Source organism: Lutibaculum baratangense AMV1 (genome assembly GCF_000496075.1).
Taxonomy (GTDB): Bacteria; Pseudomonadota; Alphaproteobacteria; order Rhizobiales; family Tepidamorphaceae; genus Lutibaculum; species Lutibaculum baratangense.
The window spans coordinates 122,835-137,185 of record NZ_AWXZ01000017.1 but is presented as its reverse complement, the minus strand read 5'-3'; the positions used below and the strand labels follow the sequence as shown (position 1 = coordinate 137,185).

Sequence of the window (14,351 nt, the reverse complement as noted above, 5' to 3'; positions counted from 1 at the left end):
CGGCTAGTCCTCGTCTTCGTCGAGGTCGCCCTCGACGAAGTCGGACACGTCGCCGTCCTCGTCCTCGTCCTCGAGGAACTCGTCCGAGTCGCTCTCGCTGTCGTCACTGTCGTCGGAGAGATCGGGCAGATCCTCGTCCTCCTCGACGTCGCTGCTCGCCCGTCCCGTGTCCTCCTCCTCGGCGTCCACGTCCTCGAGCGCGACCGTGTCCTCTTCCTCCTCTTCGAACTCCTCCTCGTCCTCGACGGGAGCGGGCTTCGGAGCGGCCTTCTGCGGCTTCGCGCGCGTCGGCGTGACGGCGGCCGCCACGCTGTATTCGGCGCCGCATTTCGGGCAGATCGGGGGCATTCGCCCGAGATCGTAGAACTTCGTGCCGCACTCGGCACAGGTTCTCTTGGTTCCAAGTTCGGGTTTTGCCATCGCTCGTAGCCTTATCGGGGGGCTCGGCCTTCGGAATGTCGGGCTGCGCCTGTAAAAAAAGCGGCGCTTCCCATAGACGCTCCCCCTACACGTGTCAAAGTGAAAAGCCGGGAGGCGACGGGGCTGCTCTACAAGAGACGGCGGACCCGTGCTAGACCACCCTCGGTGGAACGCGCGATCGGGGCCACGCGTCAAGAGCCCGCGCGTCACCAGCGGAAAGTCACTCCGTTATCGCGAGGTTCCCTGATGCGGCGCTCCGACGCTCCCGTTCAACATGCCCTGACCGCCGATCCGTCCTCGGCACTTTCCGGTGAGGCGGTGGTCCCCGGCGACAAGTCGATCTCGCACCGCGCGCTGATCTTCGGTGCGCTGGCCGGCGGGCAGACCGAGATCCAGGGTCTCCTCGAGGGGGAGGACGTGCTCGCCACCGCCGAGGCCATGCGCGCGCTCGGCGCCCGGGTCGTGCGCGACGGCGAGGGACGCTGGCGGGTCGACGGGGTCGGCCTCGGCGCCCTGCTCGAGCCCGAAGCGCCGCTCGATTTCGGCAACGCCGGCACGGGCGTCCGCCTGGCGATGGGGGTGGTCGCCGGTCACGGCATCACCGCAACCTTCGACGGGGACGCCTCCCTTCGCCGCCGGCCCATGCGGCGGGTGATCGATCCGCTCCTGAGGATGGGCGCCGAGCTCGTCTCCAGCAATGACGGGAAGCTGCCGCTCGTGCTTCGCGGCACGCAGGATCCGATCCCGATCGAATACGAGCTCCCCGTGCCGTCCGCCCAGGTGAAGTCGGCCGTCCTGCTCGCGGGGCTCAACTCGCCGGGCACGACGACCGTCATCGAGCCGAGCCCGACCCGCGATCATACGGAGCGGATGGCGCGGCATTTCGGTGCCGAGGTCGACGTGGCCGAGCACGGGCAGGGCCGGCGCATCGTGCTGACGGGCCGCCCGGAGCTGCGTGGACGGCCGGTCGACGTGCCCGCCGATCCCTCTTCGGCGGCCTTCCCGCTCGTTGCCGCGCTTCTCGTGCCGGGGTCGCAGATCGTCATTCGCAACGTGATGACGAACCCGACGCGCTTCGGGCTCGTTCACACCCTTCGGGAGATGGGCGCCGAGATAGGCGAGGAGAACACCAGGGAGGCCGGCGGTGAGACGGTGACGGACCTCGTCGTCCGGCATGGACGGTTGCGCGGAATCGAGGTTCCTGCCGCAAGGGCCCCGTCCATGATCGACGAGTACCCGGTCCTCGCCGTCGCCGCGGCCTTCGCCGAAGGAGAGACCGTGATGCGGGGCTTGAGCGAGTTGCGCGTGAAGGAATCCGACCGGCTGGCCGCCGTCTCGGCGGGGCTCGCGGCGAACGGCGTCGAGCACAGGATCGAGGGCGACGACCTCATCGTTACGGGGCGTGGCCGGGTTGCCGGCGGCGGACTGGTCGCCACCGAGATGGATCACCGTATCGCCATGAGCTTCCTCGTGATGGGTCTCGCGGCTGAGCGGCCGGTGACGGTCGATGACGGGCGGATGATCGCCACGAGCTTCCCCGGCTTCGTCGAGATGATACGGGGGCTCGGCGGCGGGATCGGACAGGGTTCGGCGGCATGATCGTCGCGCTTGATGGGCCTGCTGCGTCCGGAAAGGGCACGCTCGGACGGCGACTGGCCCAGCATTTCGGGCTGCGCCACCTCGACACGGGGCTTCTCTATCGCGCCGTCGCCTACAGGATCATCGCCGATGGGGGCGACCTCGACGATCCTGCGACGCGCGAGGCGGCGGCGCGCGATCTCGATCCCGCGACGCTCGACCCCTCGCTCCTGCGGTCGAGCGCGATGGGAGAGGCGGCGTCTCGCGTCGCCGCCGACGAGAGGGTGCGGGCCGCCCTCCTCGACGTGCAGCGCGAATTCGCGCAGCGCCCGCCCGGCGCCGTCATCGACGGCCGGGACATAGGCTCTGTCGTCTGCCCCGACGCGGACGTGAAGATCTTCGTGACCGCCAGCCCGGAGGTCCGGGCGACCCGGCGCTGGCAGGAGCTGCATGCCTCCTCGGCCGACGTCAGCTACGAAGAGGTGCTCGACGACATAAGGCGCCGGGACGCGCGGGATGCCCAGCGCGCGGTCGCACCGCTCGTCCCCGCGCAGGACGCGCACTTGCTCGACACGACGGAGTTGGATATAGAAACCGCGTTTCGGGCCGCTGTGGACTTGATCAGCGCCCACAGGTGATGCGGGGTGCGCTGCGAGGCGTGCCCTCTTTGCGCTATCCCGACACCAGCTTCTGGTGTGCCCGCCTCAGGCGGGTCGCGGGGCGCGCAGCTCCCGGAACGGCAGACAGCGAACGCACGGTCGTGTCGTGATGCGCGGGTTCGGACGCGCGTCTCCGCCAGCCGGGCGCATGTGAAACCAGCCCGTCCCCGCGCATTGAATGCCGTTGCGGGAGGGGCGCAGCAAGACCGAACGATTGCCAGGAGCCAACGTGGCCGTAACCGATACCCAGACCAATCCGTCGCGCGAAGACTTTGCCGCGCTGCTCGAAGAGAGCTTCACCACCTCCACGCTCGAGGAAGGCAGTGTCGTCAAGGGCACCGTCATCGGCATCGAGAAGGACATGGCCGTCATCGATGTCGGCCTGAAGACCGAGGGCCGCGTGCCTCTGCGCGAGTTCGGTGGTCATGGCCGCGAGGGCGGCATCAATGTCGGCGACATCGTCGAGGTCTATCTCGAGCGCGTGGAGAACGCGCTGGGCGACGCCGTCATCAGCCGCGACAAGGCCCGCCGCGAGGAGAGCTGGGAGAAGCTCGAGAAGGCGTTCGAGGCCAACGAGAAGGTCGAGGGCCAGATCTTCAACCAGGTCAAGGGTGGCTTCACCGTCGACCTCGACGGCGCCGTGGCCTTCCTGCCGCGCTCCCAGGTCGACATCCGCCCGGTGCGCGACGTGACGCCTCTGATGCACACGCCGCAGCCCTTCCAGATCCTCAAGATGGACCGCCGCCGCGGCAACATCGTCGTCTCGCGCCGCACGGTGCTCGAGGAGACGCGCGCCGAGCAGCGTTCGGAGCTCGTGCAGAGCCTCGAGGAAGGCCAGACGATCGAGGGCGTGGTCAAGAACATCACCGATTACGGCGCGTTCGTCGATCTCGGCGGCATCGATGGCCTGCTGCACGTCACCGACATCGCGTGGCGCCGCATCAACCATCCCACCGAGGTCCTGCAGGTTGGCCAGACCGTCAAGGTCCGCATCATCAAGATCAACCACGAGACGCAGCGCATCTCGCTCGGCATGAAGCAGCTCGAGGCTGATCCGTGGGAGGGCGTCGAGGTCAAGTACCCGGTCGGCACCCGCTTCACCGGCCGCGTCACGAACATCACCGACTACGGCGCGTTCGTCGAGCTCGAGCCGGGCGTCGAGGGCCTGATCCACGTCTCCGAGATGAGCTGGACGAAGAAGAACGTCCACCCCGGAAAGATCGTCTCCACCTCCCAGGAGGTCGAGGTGATGATTCTCGAGGTCGACCCCGTCAAGCGCCGCATCTCGCTCGGCCTGAAGCAGACGCTCGCCAATCCGTGGGACGAGTTCGCCGAGCGCTTCCCGGTCGGCACCGTCGTCGAGGGCGAGGTCAAGAACAAGACCGAGTTCGGCCTGTTCATCGGCCTCGAGGGCGATGTGGACGGCATGGTCCACCTCTCCGACCTCGACTGGAACCGGCCCGGCGAGCAGGTCATCGACGAGTTCAACCGCGGCGACATGGTCAAGGCGCAGGTTCTCGACGTCGACGTCGAGAAGGAGCGCATCTCGCTCGGCATCAAGCAGCTGGGCGGTGACCCGTTCCTGGCCGAGGAGGCCGGCGACGTCCGCAAGGGCGCGATCGTCACCTGCGAGGTCACGGATGTCCGCGAGGGTGGCCTTGAGGTCAAGCTCGTCGGCACCGACCTGACCTCCTTCATCCGCCGTGCCGACCTCGCCCGCGACCGCTCCGAGCAGCGTCCCGAGCGCTTCGCCCCCGGCGAGAAGGTCGATGCCCGCGTCACGCAGTTCGACCGCAAGGCGCGCAAGGTGTCCGTCTCGATCAAGGCCCTCGAGATCGCCGAGGAGAAGGAGGCCGTCGCGCAGTTCGGCTCGACCGACTCCGGCGCCTCGCTCGGCGATATTCTCGGCGCGGCCCTGAAGCAGCAGCAGAACGACGGCTCCGACAAGGAGTGACGTGACACTTCGCCGGCGGCTGCTATGGTCGCCGGCGTCGTTTTCTCTCATCGGAGGCGTTCCGCATGCCGCTTGACGCGGAATATCTCGTCGACCGGCGGCGCCTTCGCCGCAGCCTCTCGGTGTGGCGCGTCACCGCCTTCGTGCTGGCCGCTCTGGTTCTGGTCGGCCTCGGCATCACCTTCGCCGGGCCGGGCGCCGTTCCTGCCGGCACTCCGCACATCGCCCGCGTCTCCGTCGAAGGGCTGATCGTCAACGATCGCGACCGTGAGAAGATGCTCCGCCGCATGGCGGACGCCGACTCGGTGCGCGCGGTGATCCTCTACGTCAACAGCCCCGGCGGATCGACGACGGCATCCGAAGAGCTCTTCAACGCCGTGCGCGAGATCGCCCACAAGAAGCCCGTCGTCACGCTGATGGGCACGACGGCAGCCTCCGGAGGCTACATCGCCGCGCTTGCCGGCGACCATGTCGTCGCGCATCGCACGAGCCTGACGGGCTCGATCGGCGTGCTGGCGCAGTGGCCGAACGTCACCGGTCTTCTCGATTCGATCGGGGTCGACATGCAGACGGTGAAGAGCGGCCCGCTGAAGGCCGAGCCCAACCCGTTCGAACCGACCTCCGACGAGGCACGCGAGGCGCTGCGCGCCGCGATCATGGATTCCTACGAGTGGTTCCTGACACTGGTGATGGAGCGGCGGGGCCTCGACGACGCGGCCGCGCGGGCGATCGGCGACGGGCGCATCTTCACCGGCGGTCAGGCGGCCGAGCTCGGGCTCGTCGACGAGGTGGGAGACGAGAGCGTGGCCCGGGGCTGGCTCGAGAGGGAGCACGGGATCTTGCGCACCATGCGGGTCCGCGACTGGGAGGTCGACCGCGGCTTCGGAAGCCTCGGCCTGGCCGGCCTTGCGGGGGTGGCCCGGCTGCTCGGGCTCGAAGGCCTTGCGCGGCAGATCGCCCGCGGCTTTGGCTCCGATCTCGGCCTTGACGGGGTGATCGCCCTTTGGCACCCTCAACTTATTGAAGAATAAGGATGATTTCGGGGGCGTCATGATCAAGTCGGAGCTGGTGCAGAAGATTGCACAAGCCAATCCGCATCTCTACCAGCGCGACGTCGAGTTGATCGTGAACACGATCCTGGATGAGATATGCTCGGCGCTCGCCCGGGGCGACCGGGTGGAGCTCCGCGGCTTCGGGGCGTTCTCGGTGAAGAACCGTCCGGCCCGAACCGGCCGGAACCCGCGCACCGGTGACAAGGTTTCCGTCTCCGAGAAGTTCGTGCCATTTTTCAAGAGCGGCAAGGAGATGCGCGAGCGCCTGAACGGCGGCGCGCCGAACTGATGCCGCGGACCAACAGGAAAGGTTGAGACGCGGATGGGCCGAATCCTCCAGCTTGTCGTTCTGGTGCCGCTGGCGGTGATCCTGATCGTGTTCGCCGTCTCGAACCGTCACCCCGTCCTCGTGTCGCTCGATCCCTTCTCTCCCGAGGATCCCTCCCTCGCGCTCGACCTGCCGCTCTATCTCCTGCTCTTCGGGACACTGCTTCTCGGTGTGCTGGTCGGCGGTATAGCCGCGTGGGTCAGCCAGGGACGATGGCGCAGCGAGGCGCGCACCCGCCGTGCCGAGGCGCGGCGATGGAAGGCCCGGGCGAGCGAGATCGAGGCCCAGACGGCGACATCGCCGGCGGGCCCGGGCCTGCCGGCACCGACGGCCGGCCGCTGACGGCCGCCAGGCGGCCCCGGCGTCCGCGGCATGGACAGCCGGCCCGGAACCGTGGCACTTACCTCATCCGTTACCCATGCGGGAGGCGCGGCCGAGGCGGCACGGCCGGGACGCGGAGCCTGCGCAACGACCGGCTGAACCCCCGGCCGCGAACGAGCATTTTCGATGCATGTCGACATCAAGATCTGCGGGATGACGGAGGCGGCCGGACTGCGGGCGGCCTGCGATGCGGGAGCGGATCTCGCCGGGTTCGTTTTCTTCTCGCGAAGCCCGCGCAACATCGGCGTCGCGTCCGCCGCCGGCCTCGCCGCGACTGCGCGGGAGCGCATCGGCATCGTGGCGCTGCTCGTGGACGCTCCCGACGATCTCGTCGACGCGGTGGTCGAGGGGCTGGCGCCGGATTTCCTCCAGCTCCACGGCCAGGAGACGCCGGAGCGCTGCGTCGAGCTGCGGCGTCGCCACAAGCTGCCGCTCATCAAGGCGTTCGGGATCGGCGATGCCGGCGACGTCGATGCCATTCGCGGCTATCATGGGGTGATCGACCGGATTCTGGTCGACGCGAAGCCGCCGAAGGACGCGGAGCGGCCGGGCGGCCTCGGCCGGAGCTTCGACTGGAGCCTGCTCGACCGCCTGGGCGCGCACCCGCCGCTCATGCTGTCGGGGGGGCTCGATGCCGGCAATGTCGGCGAGGCCATCGCCATCGCCGGCCCCGATGGCGTGGACGTGTCCTCCGGCGTGGAGAGCGCGCCCGGCCGGAAGGATCCCGTCCGCATCAGGGAATTCGTGGCAGCCGTGCGCGCGGCCGAGGCCGCAGGCGCACCGGCGAAGGAGTTTGAAGAATGACGATCGCCCAGCCGAACACGTTCCGCGCCGGACCAGACGAGAGGGGGCATTTCGGCATCTTCGGGGGCCGCTTCGTCGCCGAGACGCTCATGCCGCTGATCCTGTCGCTGGAGGAAGCCTACCGGGCGGCGCAGAAGGATCCGGAGTTCGAGCGGGAGCTCGACAGCCTGTCGAAGCACTATGCCGGTCGCCCGAGTCCGCTCTACCTCGCCGAGCGGCTGACGGAGCATCTCGGCGGCGCCAAGGTCTACTTCAAGCGTGACGAGCTGAACCACACCGGCTCGCACAAGATCAACAACACGCTCGGCCAGATCCTGCTCGCCCGCCGCATGGGCAAGACCCGCATCATCGCCGAGACGGGCGCCGGCCAGCACGGCGTCGCCACCGCGACCGTCTGCGCGCGCTTCGGCCTGCCCTGCGTCGTCTACATGGGTGCGACCGACGTCGAGCGTCAGAAGCCGAACGTCTTCCGCATGAAGCTCCTGGGCGCCGAGGTCGTGCCCGTCACGGCCGGCGCCGGCACGCTGAAGGACGCGATGAACGAGGCGCTGCGGGACTGGGTGACGAACGTCGAGTCGACCTACTACCTGATCGGCACGGCCGCGGGCCCGCACCCCTACCCCGAGATGGTGCGCGACTTCCAGTCGGTGATCGGCAACGAGGTGCGCGAGCAGGTCCAGGCGGCCGAGGGGCGGCTTCCCGACGCGCTCGTGGCCGCGGTCGGCGGCGGCTCGAACGCGATCGGCCTGTTCCACCCCTTCCTCGACGACAAGGACGTCCGCATCTGGGGTGTGGAGGCAGGCGGCCACGGCATAGAGGGCGACATGCACGAGCACTGCGCGTCGCTGACGGCGGGTCGTCCGGGGGTGCTGCACGGCAACCGCACCTACCTGCTGCAGGACGACGACGGCCAGATCCTCGAGGGCCACTCCATCTCGGCCGGCCTCGACTATCCGGGCGTCGGGCCCGAGCACTCCTATCTGCGCGAGACGGGCCGCGTGACCTACGTCCCGATCACCGACGACGAGGCGATGGAGGCCTTCCAGCTCTGCACGAGGCTCGAGGGCATCATCCCGGCGCTCGAGCCCGCTCATGCTCTCGCGCAGGTGATGAAGCTCGCGCCGGAGATGCCGGAAGACGAGATCATCGTGATGAACATGTGCGGCCGCGGCGACAAGGACGTCTTCACCGTCGGCAAGATGATGGGGTGGGACCTGTGACGGCTCCGGAACCGGGCGCGCGTATCGCCAGGCGCTTCCAGGCGGTGAAGGACGAGGGCCGGGCGGCGCTCGTGACCTTCGTGATGGCGGGGGATCCCGACGCCGAGACCTCGCTTCAGATCGTGAAGGCGCTCCCGAAGGCGGGGGCCGACGTGATCGAGATCGGCATGCCGTTCACCGATCCGATGGCCGACGGGCCGGCGATCCAAGCGGCGGGCCTGAGGGCCTTGAAGGCGCACCAGACGATGGTGAGGACGCTCGAGATCGTCGAGCGCTTCCGCGAGGAGGACCGCGAGACGCCGATCGTCCTCATGGGATACTACAACCCCATCTATTCCTACGGGAACGAGCGCTTCCTGTCGGATGCGGCCGCCGTCGGCGTCGACGGGCTGATCGTCGTCGACCTGCCGCCGGAGGCGGACGACGAGCTCTGCCTGCCGGCGCTCGATGCCGGTATCGCCTTCATCCGTCTCGCGACGCCCACGACGGACGACGAGCGCCTTCCCCACGTGCTCCGGAATTCGGCCGGATTCGTCTACTACGTCTCCGTCGCCGGTGTGACCGGCTCGAAGGCGCTCGACACCGACCGCGTCGCAGCCTCCGTCGCCCGCATCAAGGCGAAGACGGACCTGCCGGTGGCGGTCGGGTTCGGGGTGAGGACACCCGAGCAGGCGAAGACGGTGGCCGAGGCCGCCGACGGGGTCGTCGTCGGCACGGCGCTCGTCGAGGCGGTCCGGACCTCGCTCGACGGGGAGGGCCGCGCGACCGACGGCACCGTGTCGGCCGTCGGAGACCTCGTCGGAGCGCTTGCCGCCGGTGTCAGGGACGCGGCCCGTCAGCCCGCGTGAACGGTCTCTAGAGGAGCTGAAGCTTGAGCTGGATTCAAAGCGTCGTCCGTCCGAAGATCCAGGGTATCTGGGGGCAGAAGCGCGAAACGCCCGACAATCTCTGGGTGAAGTGCCCCGAGACGGGGGAGATGGTCTTCCATCGCGACCTCGAGGCGAACGGCTATGTGGTGCCGAATTCCGGCTACCACATGCGCATGCCCGTCGAGGCGCGCCTGAAGAGCTTCTTCGACGACGGCGTCTACGAGACGGTCGAGACGCCCGAGGTGCCCGCCGATCCGCTGAAGTTCCGCGACGAGCGCCGCTACACCGATCGCCTGAAGGACGCGCGCGCGAAGACGAACGCCCGCGATGCGGTTCGCGTCGCCAAGGGCAGCCTCTGCGAGCTTCCCGTGACGGCTGCCGTGCAGAACTTCGAGTTCATGGGCGGCTCGCTCGGCATGGCGGCCGGCGAGGCGGTCGTCGCCGGGCTCGAGACCGCGCTGAGGGACCACACGCCCTTCGTGATGTTCGCGGCCTCCGGCGGTGCCCGCATGCAGGAGGGGATCCTCTCGCTCATGCAGATGCCGCGTGCGACCGTCGCCGTGCAGCGCCACCGCGAGGCGGGCCTGCCCTACATCGTGGTGCTCACCCATCCCACGACGGGCGGTGTGACGGCGTCCTACGCGATGCTGGGCGATGTCCATATCGCGGAGCCCGGCGCCCTGATCGGCTTCGCCGGCCCGCGGGTCATCGAGCAGACGATCCGGGAGAAGCTGCCGGAGGGCTTCCAGCGCAGCGAATACCTCCTGCAGCACGGCATGATCGACATGGTGGTGCACCGGCACGAGCTGCGCCGCACGATCAGCCGCATCTGCCGCATGCTGATGGGCGCGCCGGCCTTCGCCGAGGCGCCGCCGGCCGAGGCCGAGCCGGCCCCCGACATGGAGAGCGAGGCGGTTTCACAGGCGGCGCAGTAATGGCCGCCTGCGCAGCCTCCCTACGAGGGGCTGCGCACCGGTGTGAAGCGCCGACGCCGACGCGGCACCGCCCGGCATGGCCGGCCCGCCGCGCACACGCGGCGGGTGCCCCTCGACCGACCTGCGCACCCCCGCCGACAGCAGAACACGCAAGAACATGGCCCACTCGGACATCATCCTCGACCGCCTCTCGAAGCTCCACCCCCGGATCATCGACCTGTCGCTCGACCGGATGTGGAAGATCCTGGAGCGTCTCGGCAACCCGCAGGACAAGCTCGCTCCGGTCATCCACGCCGCCGGCACGAACGGCAAGGGCTCGACGCTCGCCTATCTGAGGGCGATGCTCGAGGCGGCCGGCGCGCGCGTGCAGGTCTACACCTCGCCCCACCTCGTGCGCTTCCACGAGCGCGTGCGGCTCGGCCCGAAGGGGCTCGTCGGCGAGGACGAGTTCGCGGCCGCGCTCGAGGAGTGCGAGCGCGTGAACGCGGGCGAGCCGATCACGATCTTCGAGATCACGACGGCGGCCGCCTTCCTGATCTTCTCCCGCCACGAAGCGGACTACCTCCTGCTGGAGACGGGTCTCGGCGGCCGGCTCGACGCGACGAACGTCGTCAGGCGCCCGCTCGCCACGATCATCACGCCGATCTCTCTCGATCACGCGAGCTATCTCGGCGACACGATCCTGAAGATCGCGGGCGAGAAGGCCGGCATCATCAAGCGCGGCCGGCCCTGCATCATCTCCGCCCAGCTGCCGGAGGTCCGGGAGCTTCTCGACCGCACGGCCGCGGAGCGGCTCGCGCCGGTCTCGATTTCCGGACAGGACTGGACGGCGACGGAGGAGCGGCGGCGCCTCGTCTACCAGGACGATCACGGTCTCATGGACCTGCCCCTGCCGCGCCTGTCCGGCCGCCACCAGATCGAGAACGCCGGCGCGGCCATCGCCACGCTGCGCCACGTGCCGTGGAAGGTCGACGAGGCGGCGATCGCGCAGGGCCTGGGAGATGTCGAGTGGCCCGCGCGCCTGCAATCGATCACCGCCGGCCCGATCGCCGAGGCGGCGCCGCCGGGCGCTGAGATCTGGCTCGACGGCGGCCACAACCCGGCCGCCGGCGAGGCGCTCGCCGCGGCGATGGCCGAGCTCGAGGAGAAATCGCCGCGGCCGCTCGTGCTCGTCGTCGGCATGCTGACCTCAAAGGAGCCGACGGGTTTTTTCGCGCCCTTCGCCGGCCTCGCGCGCGAGGCGATCATGGTGCCGATCCCCGACGCCGAGGCCTCATTCCCGCCGAGAGAGCTCGCCGCGCACTCCGCGAGCGCCGGTCTCACGACGCGGATCGAGCCGGGCGTCGAGGAGGCGCTCCGGAACCTGCCGCGGTCGGACGGGCCCTGCCGAATCCTGATCTGCGGCTCGCTCTACCTCGCGGGCCACGTCCTGCGGCTGCAGGAAGCGGTGCTGGAGTAGAAAGGGCGGCCGGCGGCCGCCCGTCCTGCGATCAGCCCGCGAAGGGCGAGCTAAGGCCGTTCTGGCGGGCGGCGGCCGTCACCGTGTTGCGCAACAGGCAGGCGATCGTCATCGGCCCGACGCCGCCCGGAACGGGCGTGATGTGGCCGGCCACGGCGGCCGCCTCGTCATAGGCGACGTCGCCGACGATCTTGCCCTTGCCGCCCTCGCCCTCGATCCGGTTGATGCCGACGTCGATGACGGTCGCGCCGGGCTTCACCCAGTCGCCCTTGATCATCTCGGGCCGGCCGACGGCGGCGATCAGGATGTCGGCGCGCCGGCAGGTCGCGGCCAGGTCCTTCGTCCGGGAATGGGCGATCGTGACGGTGCAGTTCTCCTGCAGGAGAAGCTGCGCCACCGGCTTGCCGACGATGTTCGAGCGGCCGACGACGACGGCCTCGAGGCCGGACAGGTCGCCGAGTGTCTGCTTGGCGAGGATCACGCAGCCGAGCGGCGTGCACGGCACGAGCGCGTCCTGCCCCGTCGCCAGCCGCCCCGCGTTGACGACGTGGAAGCCGTCGACGTCCTTCGCCGGATCGATCGCCGCCAGCACCTTCGCGGAATCGATCTGCTTCGGCAGCGGCAGCTGGACGAGGATGCCGTTCACGGCGGGGTCTGCGTTCAGCCGGTCGATCAGGGCGAGGAGGTCGGCCTCGCTCGTCCCTTCGTCGAGCTTGTGCTCGAAGGAGGCCATGCCGGCCTCGACGGTCTGTTTGTTCTTGTTGCGGACATAGATCGAGCTCGCGGGATCCTCTCCCACCAGCACCACGGCGAGGCCCGGCGTCAGCCCCGCCTCCGCCTTCAGCCTCTCGACCGCGCGGGCCACCTCCTGGCGGATTGTCGCCGCCGTGGCCTTGCCGTCGATCACGCTTGCCGTCATGCCTCGTCTCCCTCTTCTTCTCTCGTTATGGCGTCTAGCCTGTCTTTCAGCACGCCCGGCGGGCGGGCCACCTGAACCGTCTTCAGCCGCGACGTCCGGCCGGCGGCCACCGTCACGTCCGTCTTCGAGACCCCCAGCAGCCCGGCGATCAGCTCTTCGAGCGCCTGGTTCGCCAGCCCCTTTTCCGGCGCCGCGCGCACCCGCGCCGCGAGCGCCGTTCCCCCCTCGACCGGACGCAGCCCGTCGATCCGGTCGGCGCCGCCCCTGGGCGTCAGCCGCACCGTGATGGTCACGCCGTCTTTCGTCTCCCGCCACCAGCCGCTCAAGTGGGGGCTCTAGTAGACGGCGGGATAGACGTAGAGAAGGATCACGCGCTGGATGAAGAAGATGATCAGGAGCAGGATGATCGGCGAGATGTCGATGCCACCGAGATTGGGCAGCATCCGCCGGACGGGGCGCAACGCCGGCTCCGTCAGCCGCCACAGCGCCTCGCCGATCGTGCCGACGAACTGGTTGCGCATGTTGACGATGTTGAAGGCGATCAGCCACGAGAAGATCGCCGCCGCGATGAGGATGTAGACGTAGAGCTGCAGGGCGAGGAGAATGACGTCGAGAAGGGCGCGCATTTCAGGGTTCCGACGGCAGAGGGGCGGTACGTGACGACCTCCTAACCTTCCTGCGCGCCGCCCGCAAGCCGATCCGCCTCGCGCTGCCGCTTGACAGGGAGCCCCCCGCCATCCTACATCGCGTCTCACTCAGGGATGGGGCCGTAGCTCAGCTGGGAGAGCGTCGCGTTCGCAATGCGAAGGTCAGGGGTTCGATCCCCCTCGGCTCCACCATTCCTCTCCCGCGATAGCCGTTCGCTCATCGCCATCGTTGCGGCAGGCCGCACACGACCCGACATGAGAGGTGGTCGCCTCCCGGCGGGGAGGGATCAGTGGGGCAGGCGCCGGCGGCGTGACGGCCGCCCAAGGCGCCCGCCGCTCAGAAGATCAGCGCCAACAGGCCGATGACGACCAGGAGCCCGATCAGGAAGATCACTCCGACCGTTCCACCGATGAACTTCAACATGTCCGCTCTCTCCCTGCCCATATGATGGATGGCTGCCGTTTCGCCCGGCGGTTCGACAACGGGGAGACAGGTCGGGCGTTCCCGCCCGCGGCTCTCGAATGAAGCGGCGGGTGGAATAGATCCCGCGTCTGTTCCGTATATGGGGCATGAGACGCGACACGCCTCCACGACCGGATGTCCTGGGCGAGCTGCCGAGCCTGCGGCGCTACGCGCGCGCCCTGACGCGGAACGACGAGGACGCCGAGGACCTCGTCCACGACGCGCTGGTGCGCGCCTACGAGAGGCGGTCGAGTTACGACGAGCGCCGCAATCTCAGGACGTGGCTCTTCTCGATCCTGCACAACGTCTTCGTCGACGGCCGCCGGGCGGCGGCGTCGCGCGCGACCCGCGACGAGCGGGCCATGATGGGTGCGCCGGCCCATGCCGATCCCGAGCAGGAGCATGTTCGCTGGAGAGGCCGAGGCAGCCCCGGCTGATGAAGGCCTCGCCGAGGAAGAGGCGGCGGACGAGGGCGGCTTCTTCGACGATCTCGGAGACGACGGCTTCTGACGGACCGGCTGGCGGGGCCGGGTTTGCCGGCTCCGCCGCCGCAGGCACACATCTTCGAGCGCTGCCCGCCGTTCCCTAACATTCGATTGATGCGCCTTCTCGCATTCGAGGAAAGGCTGCAATCAGAGCTCAGCACGACAGAGCCTACACTCT

At 69.1% G+C, this 14,351-nt stretch carries 17 protein-coding genes and 1 tRNA gene; 13 read left to right on the top strand and 5 right to left on the bottom strand.

Annotated elements, in window-relative coordinates; all coding sequences use genetic code 11:
- Positions 1-3 precede the first annotated feature (3 nt).
- On the bottom strand, positions 4-420 hold the full coding sequence (locus N177_RS06240) for a TIGR02300 family protein (RefSeq protein WP_023431418.1): 417 nt from the start codon (positions 418-420) through the stop codon (positions 4-6).
- Between the two features lie 246 nt (positions 421-666).
- Between N177_RS06240 and aroA the strand changes: the two genes are divergently transcribed.
- The 11 genes from aroA to N177_RS06185 all read left to right on the top strand — a co-directional run bounded on the left by aroA (position 667) and on the right by N177_RS06185 (position 11,659).
- On the top strand, positions 667-2,019 hold the full coding sequence (aroA, locus tag N177_RS06235; protein ID WP_023431417.1) for a 3-phosphoshikimate 1-carboxyvinyltransferase: 1,353 nt from the start codon (positions 667-669) through the stop codon (positions 2,017-2,019).
- Positions 2,016-2,636, top strand: a complete 621-nt coding sequence (locus N177_RS06230; protein ID WP_023431416.1) for a (d)CMP kinase — start codon at positions 2,016-2,018, stop codon at positions 2,634-2,636. The genes aroA and N177_RS06230 overlap by 4 nt, the downstream gene beginning before the upstream one ends.
- Before the next feature lie 250 nt (positions 2,637-2,886).
- Positions 2,887-4,611, top strand: a complete 1,725-nt coding sequence (gene rpsA, locus N177_RS06225; RefSeq protein ID WP_023431414.1) for a 30S ribosomal protein S1 — start codon at positions 2,887-2,889, stop codon at positions 4,609-4,611.
- A 65-nt stretch (positions 4,612-4,676) separates the two neighbouring features.
- Entirely contained in the window at positions 4,677-5,642 is a 966-nt protein-coding gene (sppA, locus tag N177_RS06220) for a signal peptide peptidase SppA (protein WP_023431413.1), read from the top strand.
- A 19-nt stretch (positions 5,643-5,661) separates the two neighbouring features.
- Positions 5,662-5,952, top strand: coding sequence for an integration host factor subunit beta (gene ihfB, locus N177_RS06215; RefSeq protein ID WP_023431412.1), 291 nt, complete (start codon positions 5,662-5,664; stop codon positions 5,950-5,952).
- Positions 5,953-5,985: 33 nt separating this feature from the next.
- Complete coding sequence (locus N177_RS06210) at positions 5,986-6,333, top strand: lipopolysaccharide assembly protein LapA domain-containing protein (protein ID WP_023431411.1); 348 nt, start codon at positions 5,986-5,988, stop codon at positions 6,331-6,333.
- Between the two features lie 165 nt (positions 6,334-6,498).
- Positions 6,499-7,176: a phosphoribosylanthranilate isomerase gene (locus N177_RS06205; protein WP_023431410.1), complete on the top strand. Its 678-nt coding sequence runs from the start codon at positions 6,499-6,501 to the stop codon at positions 7,174-7,176.
- Positions 7,173-8,396, top strand: coding sequence for a tryptophan synthase subunit beta (gene trpB, locus N177_RS06200; RefSeq protein WP_023431409.1), 1,224 nt, complete (start codon positions 7,173-7,175; stop codon positions 8,394-8,396). Before N177_RS06205 ends, trpB begins: the two co-directional genes overlap by 4 nt.
- The gene (trpA, locus tag N177_RS06195) at positions 8,393-9,244 is read left to right on the top strand and encodes a tryptophan synthase subunit alpha (RefSeq protein WP_023431408.1); all 852 of its coding nucleotides are present in this window, start codon (positions 8,393-8,395) and stop codon (positions 9,242-9,244) included. Before trpB ends, trpA begins: the two co-directional genes overlap by 4 nt.
- A 23-nt stretch (positions 9,245-9,267) precedes the next feature.
- A complete protein-coding gene (gene accD, locus N177_RS06190; RefSeq protein ID WP_023431407.1) occupies positions 9,268-10,200 on the top strand; it encodes an acetyl-CoA carboxylase, carboxyltransferase subunit beta in 933 nt (310 codons plus the stop codon).
- A 157-nt stretch (positions 10,201-10,357) separates the two neighbouring features.
- On the top strand, positions 10,358-11,659 hold the full coding sequence (locus N177_RS06185; protein WP_023431406.1) for a bifunctional folylpolyglutamate synthase/dihydrofolate synthase: 1,302 nt from the start codon (positions 10,358-10,360) through the stop codon (positions 11,657-11,659).
- Positions 11,660-11,690: 31 nt separating this feature from the next.
- On the opposite strand, the gene folD is transcribed toward N177_RS06185, so the two are convergent.
- From folD to N177_RS06170, 3 genes are read right to left on the bottom strand one after another with little or no spacing between them, the layout of a single operon-like run.
- The gene (gene folD, locus N177_RS06180; protein ID WP_023431405.1) at positions 11,691-12,578 is read right to left on the bottom strand and encodes a bifunctional methylenetetrahydrofolate dehydrogenase/methenyltetrahydrofolate cyclohydrolase FolD; all 888 of its coding nucleotides are present in this window, start codon (positions 12,576-12,578) and stop codon (positions 11,691-11,693) included.
- On the bottom strand, positions 12,575-12,871 hold the full coding sequence (locus N177_RS06175) for a DUF167 family protein (protein ID WP_023431404.1): 297 nt from the start codon (positions 12,869-12,871) through the stop codon (positions 12,575-12,577). The genes folD and N177_RS06175 overlap by 4 nt, the downstream gene beginning before the upstream one ends.
- 42 nt (positions 12,872-12,913) lie before the next feature.
- Positions 12,914-13,204, bottom strand: coding sequence for a YggT family protein (locus tag N177_RS06170; RefSeq protein ID WP_023431403.1), 291 nt, complete (start codon positions 13,202-13,204; stop codon positions 12,914-12,916).
- Positions 13,205-13,341: 137 nt separating this feature from the next.
- On the opposite strand from N177_RS06170, the gene N177_RS06165 reads away from it, so the two are divergent.
- Positions 13,342-13,417: transfer RNA gene (locus tag N177_RS06165), tRNA-Ala, on the top strand.
- Positions 13,418-13,562: 145 nt separating this feature from the next.
- Here N177_RS06165 and N177_RS22440 read toward each other — a convergent pair.
- Entirely contained in the window at positions 13,563-13,670 is a 108-nt protein-coding gene (locus tag N177_RS22440; protein WP_482796766.1) for a small membrane protein YohP, read from the bottom strand.
- A 125-nt stretch (positions 13,671-13,795) separates the two neighbouring features.
- On the opposite strand from N177_RS22440, the gene N177_RS06160 reads away from it, so the two are divergent.
- The gene (locus N177_RS06160) at positions 13,796-14,125 is read left to right on the top strand and encodes a sigma-70 family RNA polymerase sigma factor (protein ID WP_023431402.1); all 330 of its coding nucleotides are present in this window, start codon (positions 13,796-13,798) and stop codon (positions 14,123-14,125) included.
- Positions 14,126-14,351 lie beyond the last annotated feature (226 nt).

Excerpts from the sequence above, each read along its gene's own strand:
- N177_RS06240 (WP_023431418.1), bottom strand. The coding sequence starts at position 420 with ATGGCAAAACCCGAACTTGGAACCAAGAGAACCTGTGCCGAGTGCGGC.
- aroA (WP_023431417.1), top strand. The coding sequence starts at position 667 with ATGCGGCGCTCCGACGCTCCCGTTCAACATGCCCTGACCGCCGATCCG.
- N177_RS06230 (WP_023431416.1), top strand. The coding sequence starts at position 2,016 with ATGATCGTCGCGCTTGATGGGCCTGCTGCGTCCGGAAAGGGCACGCTC.
- sppA (WP_023431413.1), top strand. The coding sequence starts at position 4,677 with ATGCCGCTTGACGCGGAATATCTCGTCGACCGGCGGCGCCTTCGCCGC.
- ihfB (WP_023431412.1), top strand. The coding sequence starts at position 5,662 with ATGATCAAGTCGGAGCTGGTGCAGAAGATTGCACAAGCCAATCCGCAT.
- N177_RS06210 (WP_023431411.1), top strand. The coding sequence starts at position 5,986 with ATGGGCCGAATCCTCCAGCTTGTCGTTCTGGTGCCGCTGGCGGTGATC.
- N177_RS06205 (WP_023431410.1), top strand. The coding sequence starts at position 6,499 with ATGCATGTCGACATCAAGATCTGCGGGATGACGGAGGCGGCCGGACTG.
- trpB (WP_023431409.1), top strand. The coding sequence starts at position 7,173 with ATGACGATCGCCCAGCCGAACACGTTCCGCGCCGGACCAGACGAGAGG.
- N177_RS06185 (WP_023431406.1), top strand. The coding sequence starts at position 10,358 with ATGGCCCACTCGGACATCATCCTCGACCGCCTCTCGAAGCTCCACCCC.
- folD (WP_023431405.1), bottom strand. The coding sequence starts at position 12,578 with ATGACGGCAAGCGTGATCGACGGCAAGGCCACGGCGGCGACAATCCGC.
- N177_RS06170 (WP_023431403.1), bottom strand. The coding sequence starts at position 13,204 with ATGCGCGCCCTTCTCGACGTCATTCTCCTCGCCCTGCAGCTCTACGTC.
- N177_RS22440 (WP_482796766.1), bottom strand. The coding sequence starts at position 13,670 with ATGGGCAGGGAGAGAGCGGACATGTTGAAGTTCATCGGTGGAACGGTC.
- N177_RS06160 (WP_023431402.1), top strand. The coding sequence starts at position 13,796 with ATGAGACGCGACACGCCTCCACGACCGGATGTCCTGGGCGAGCTGCCG.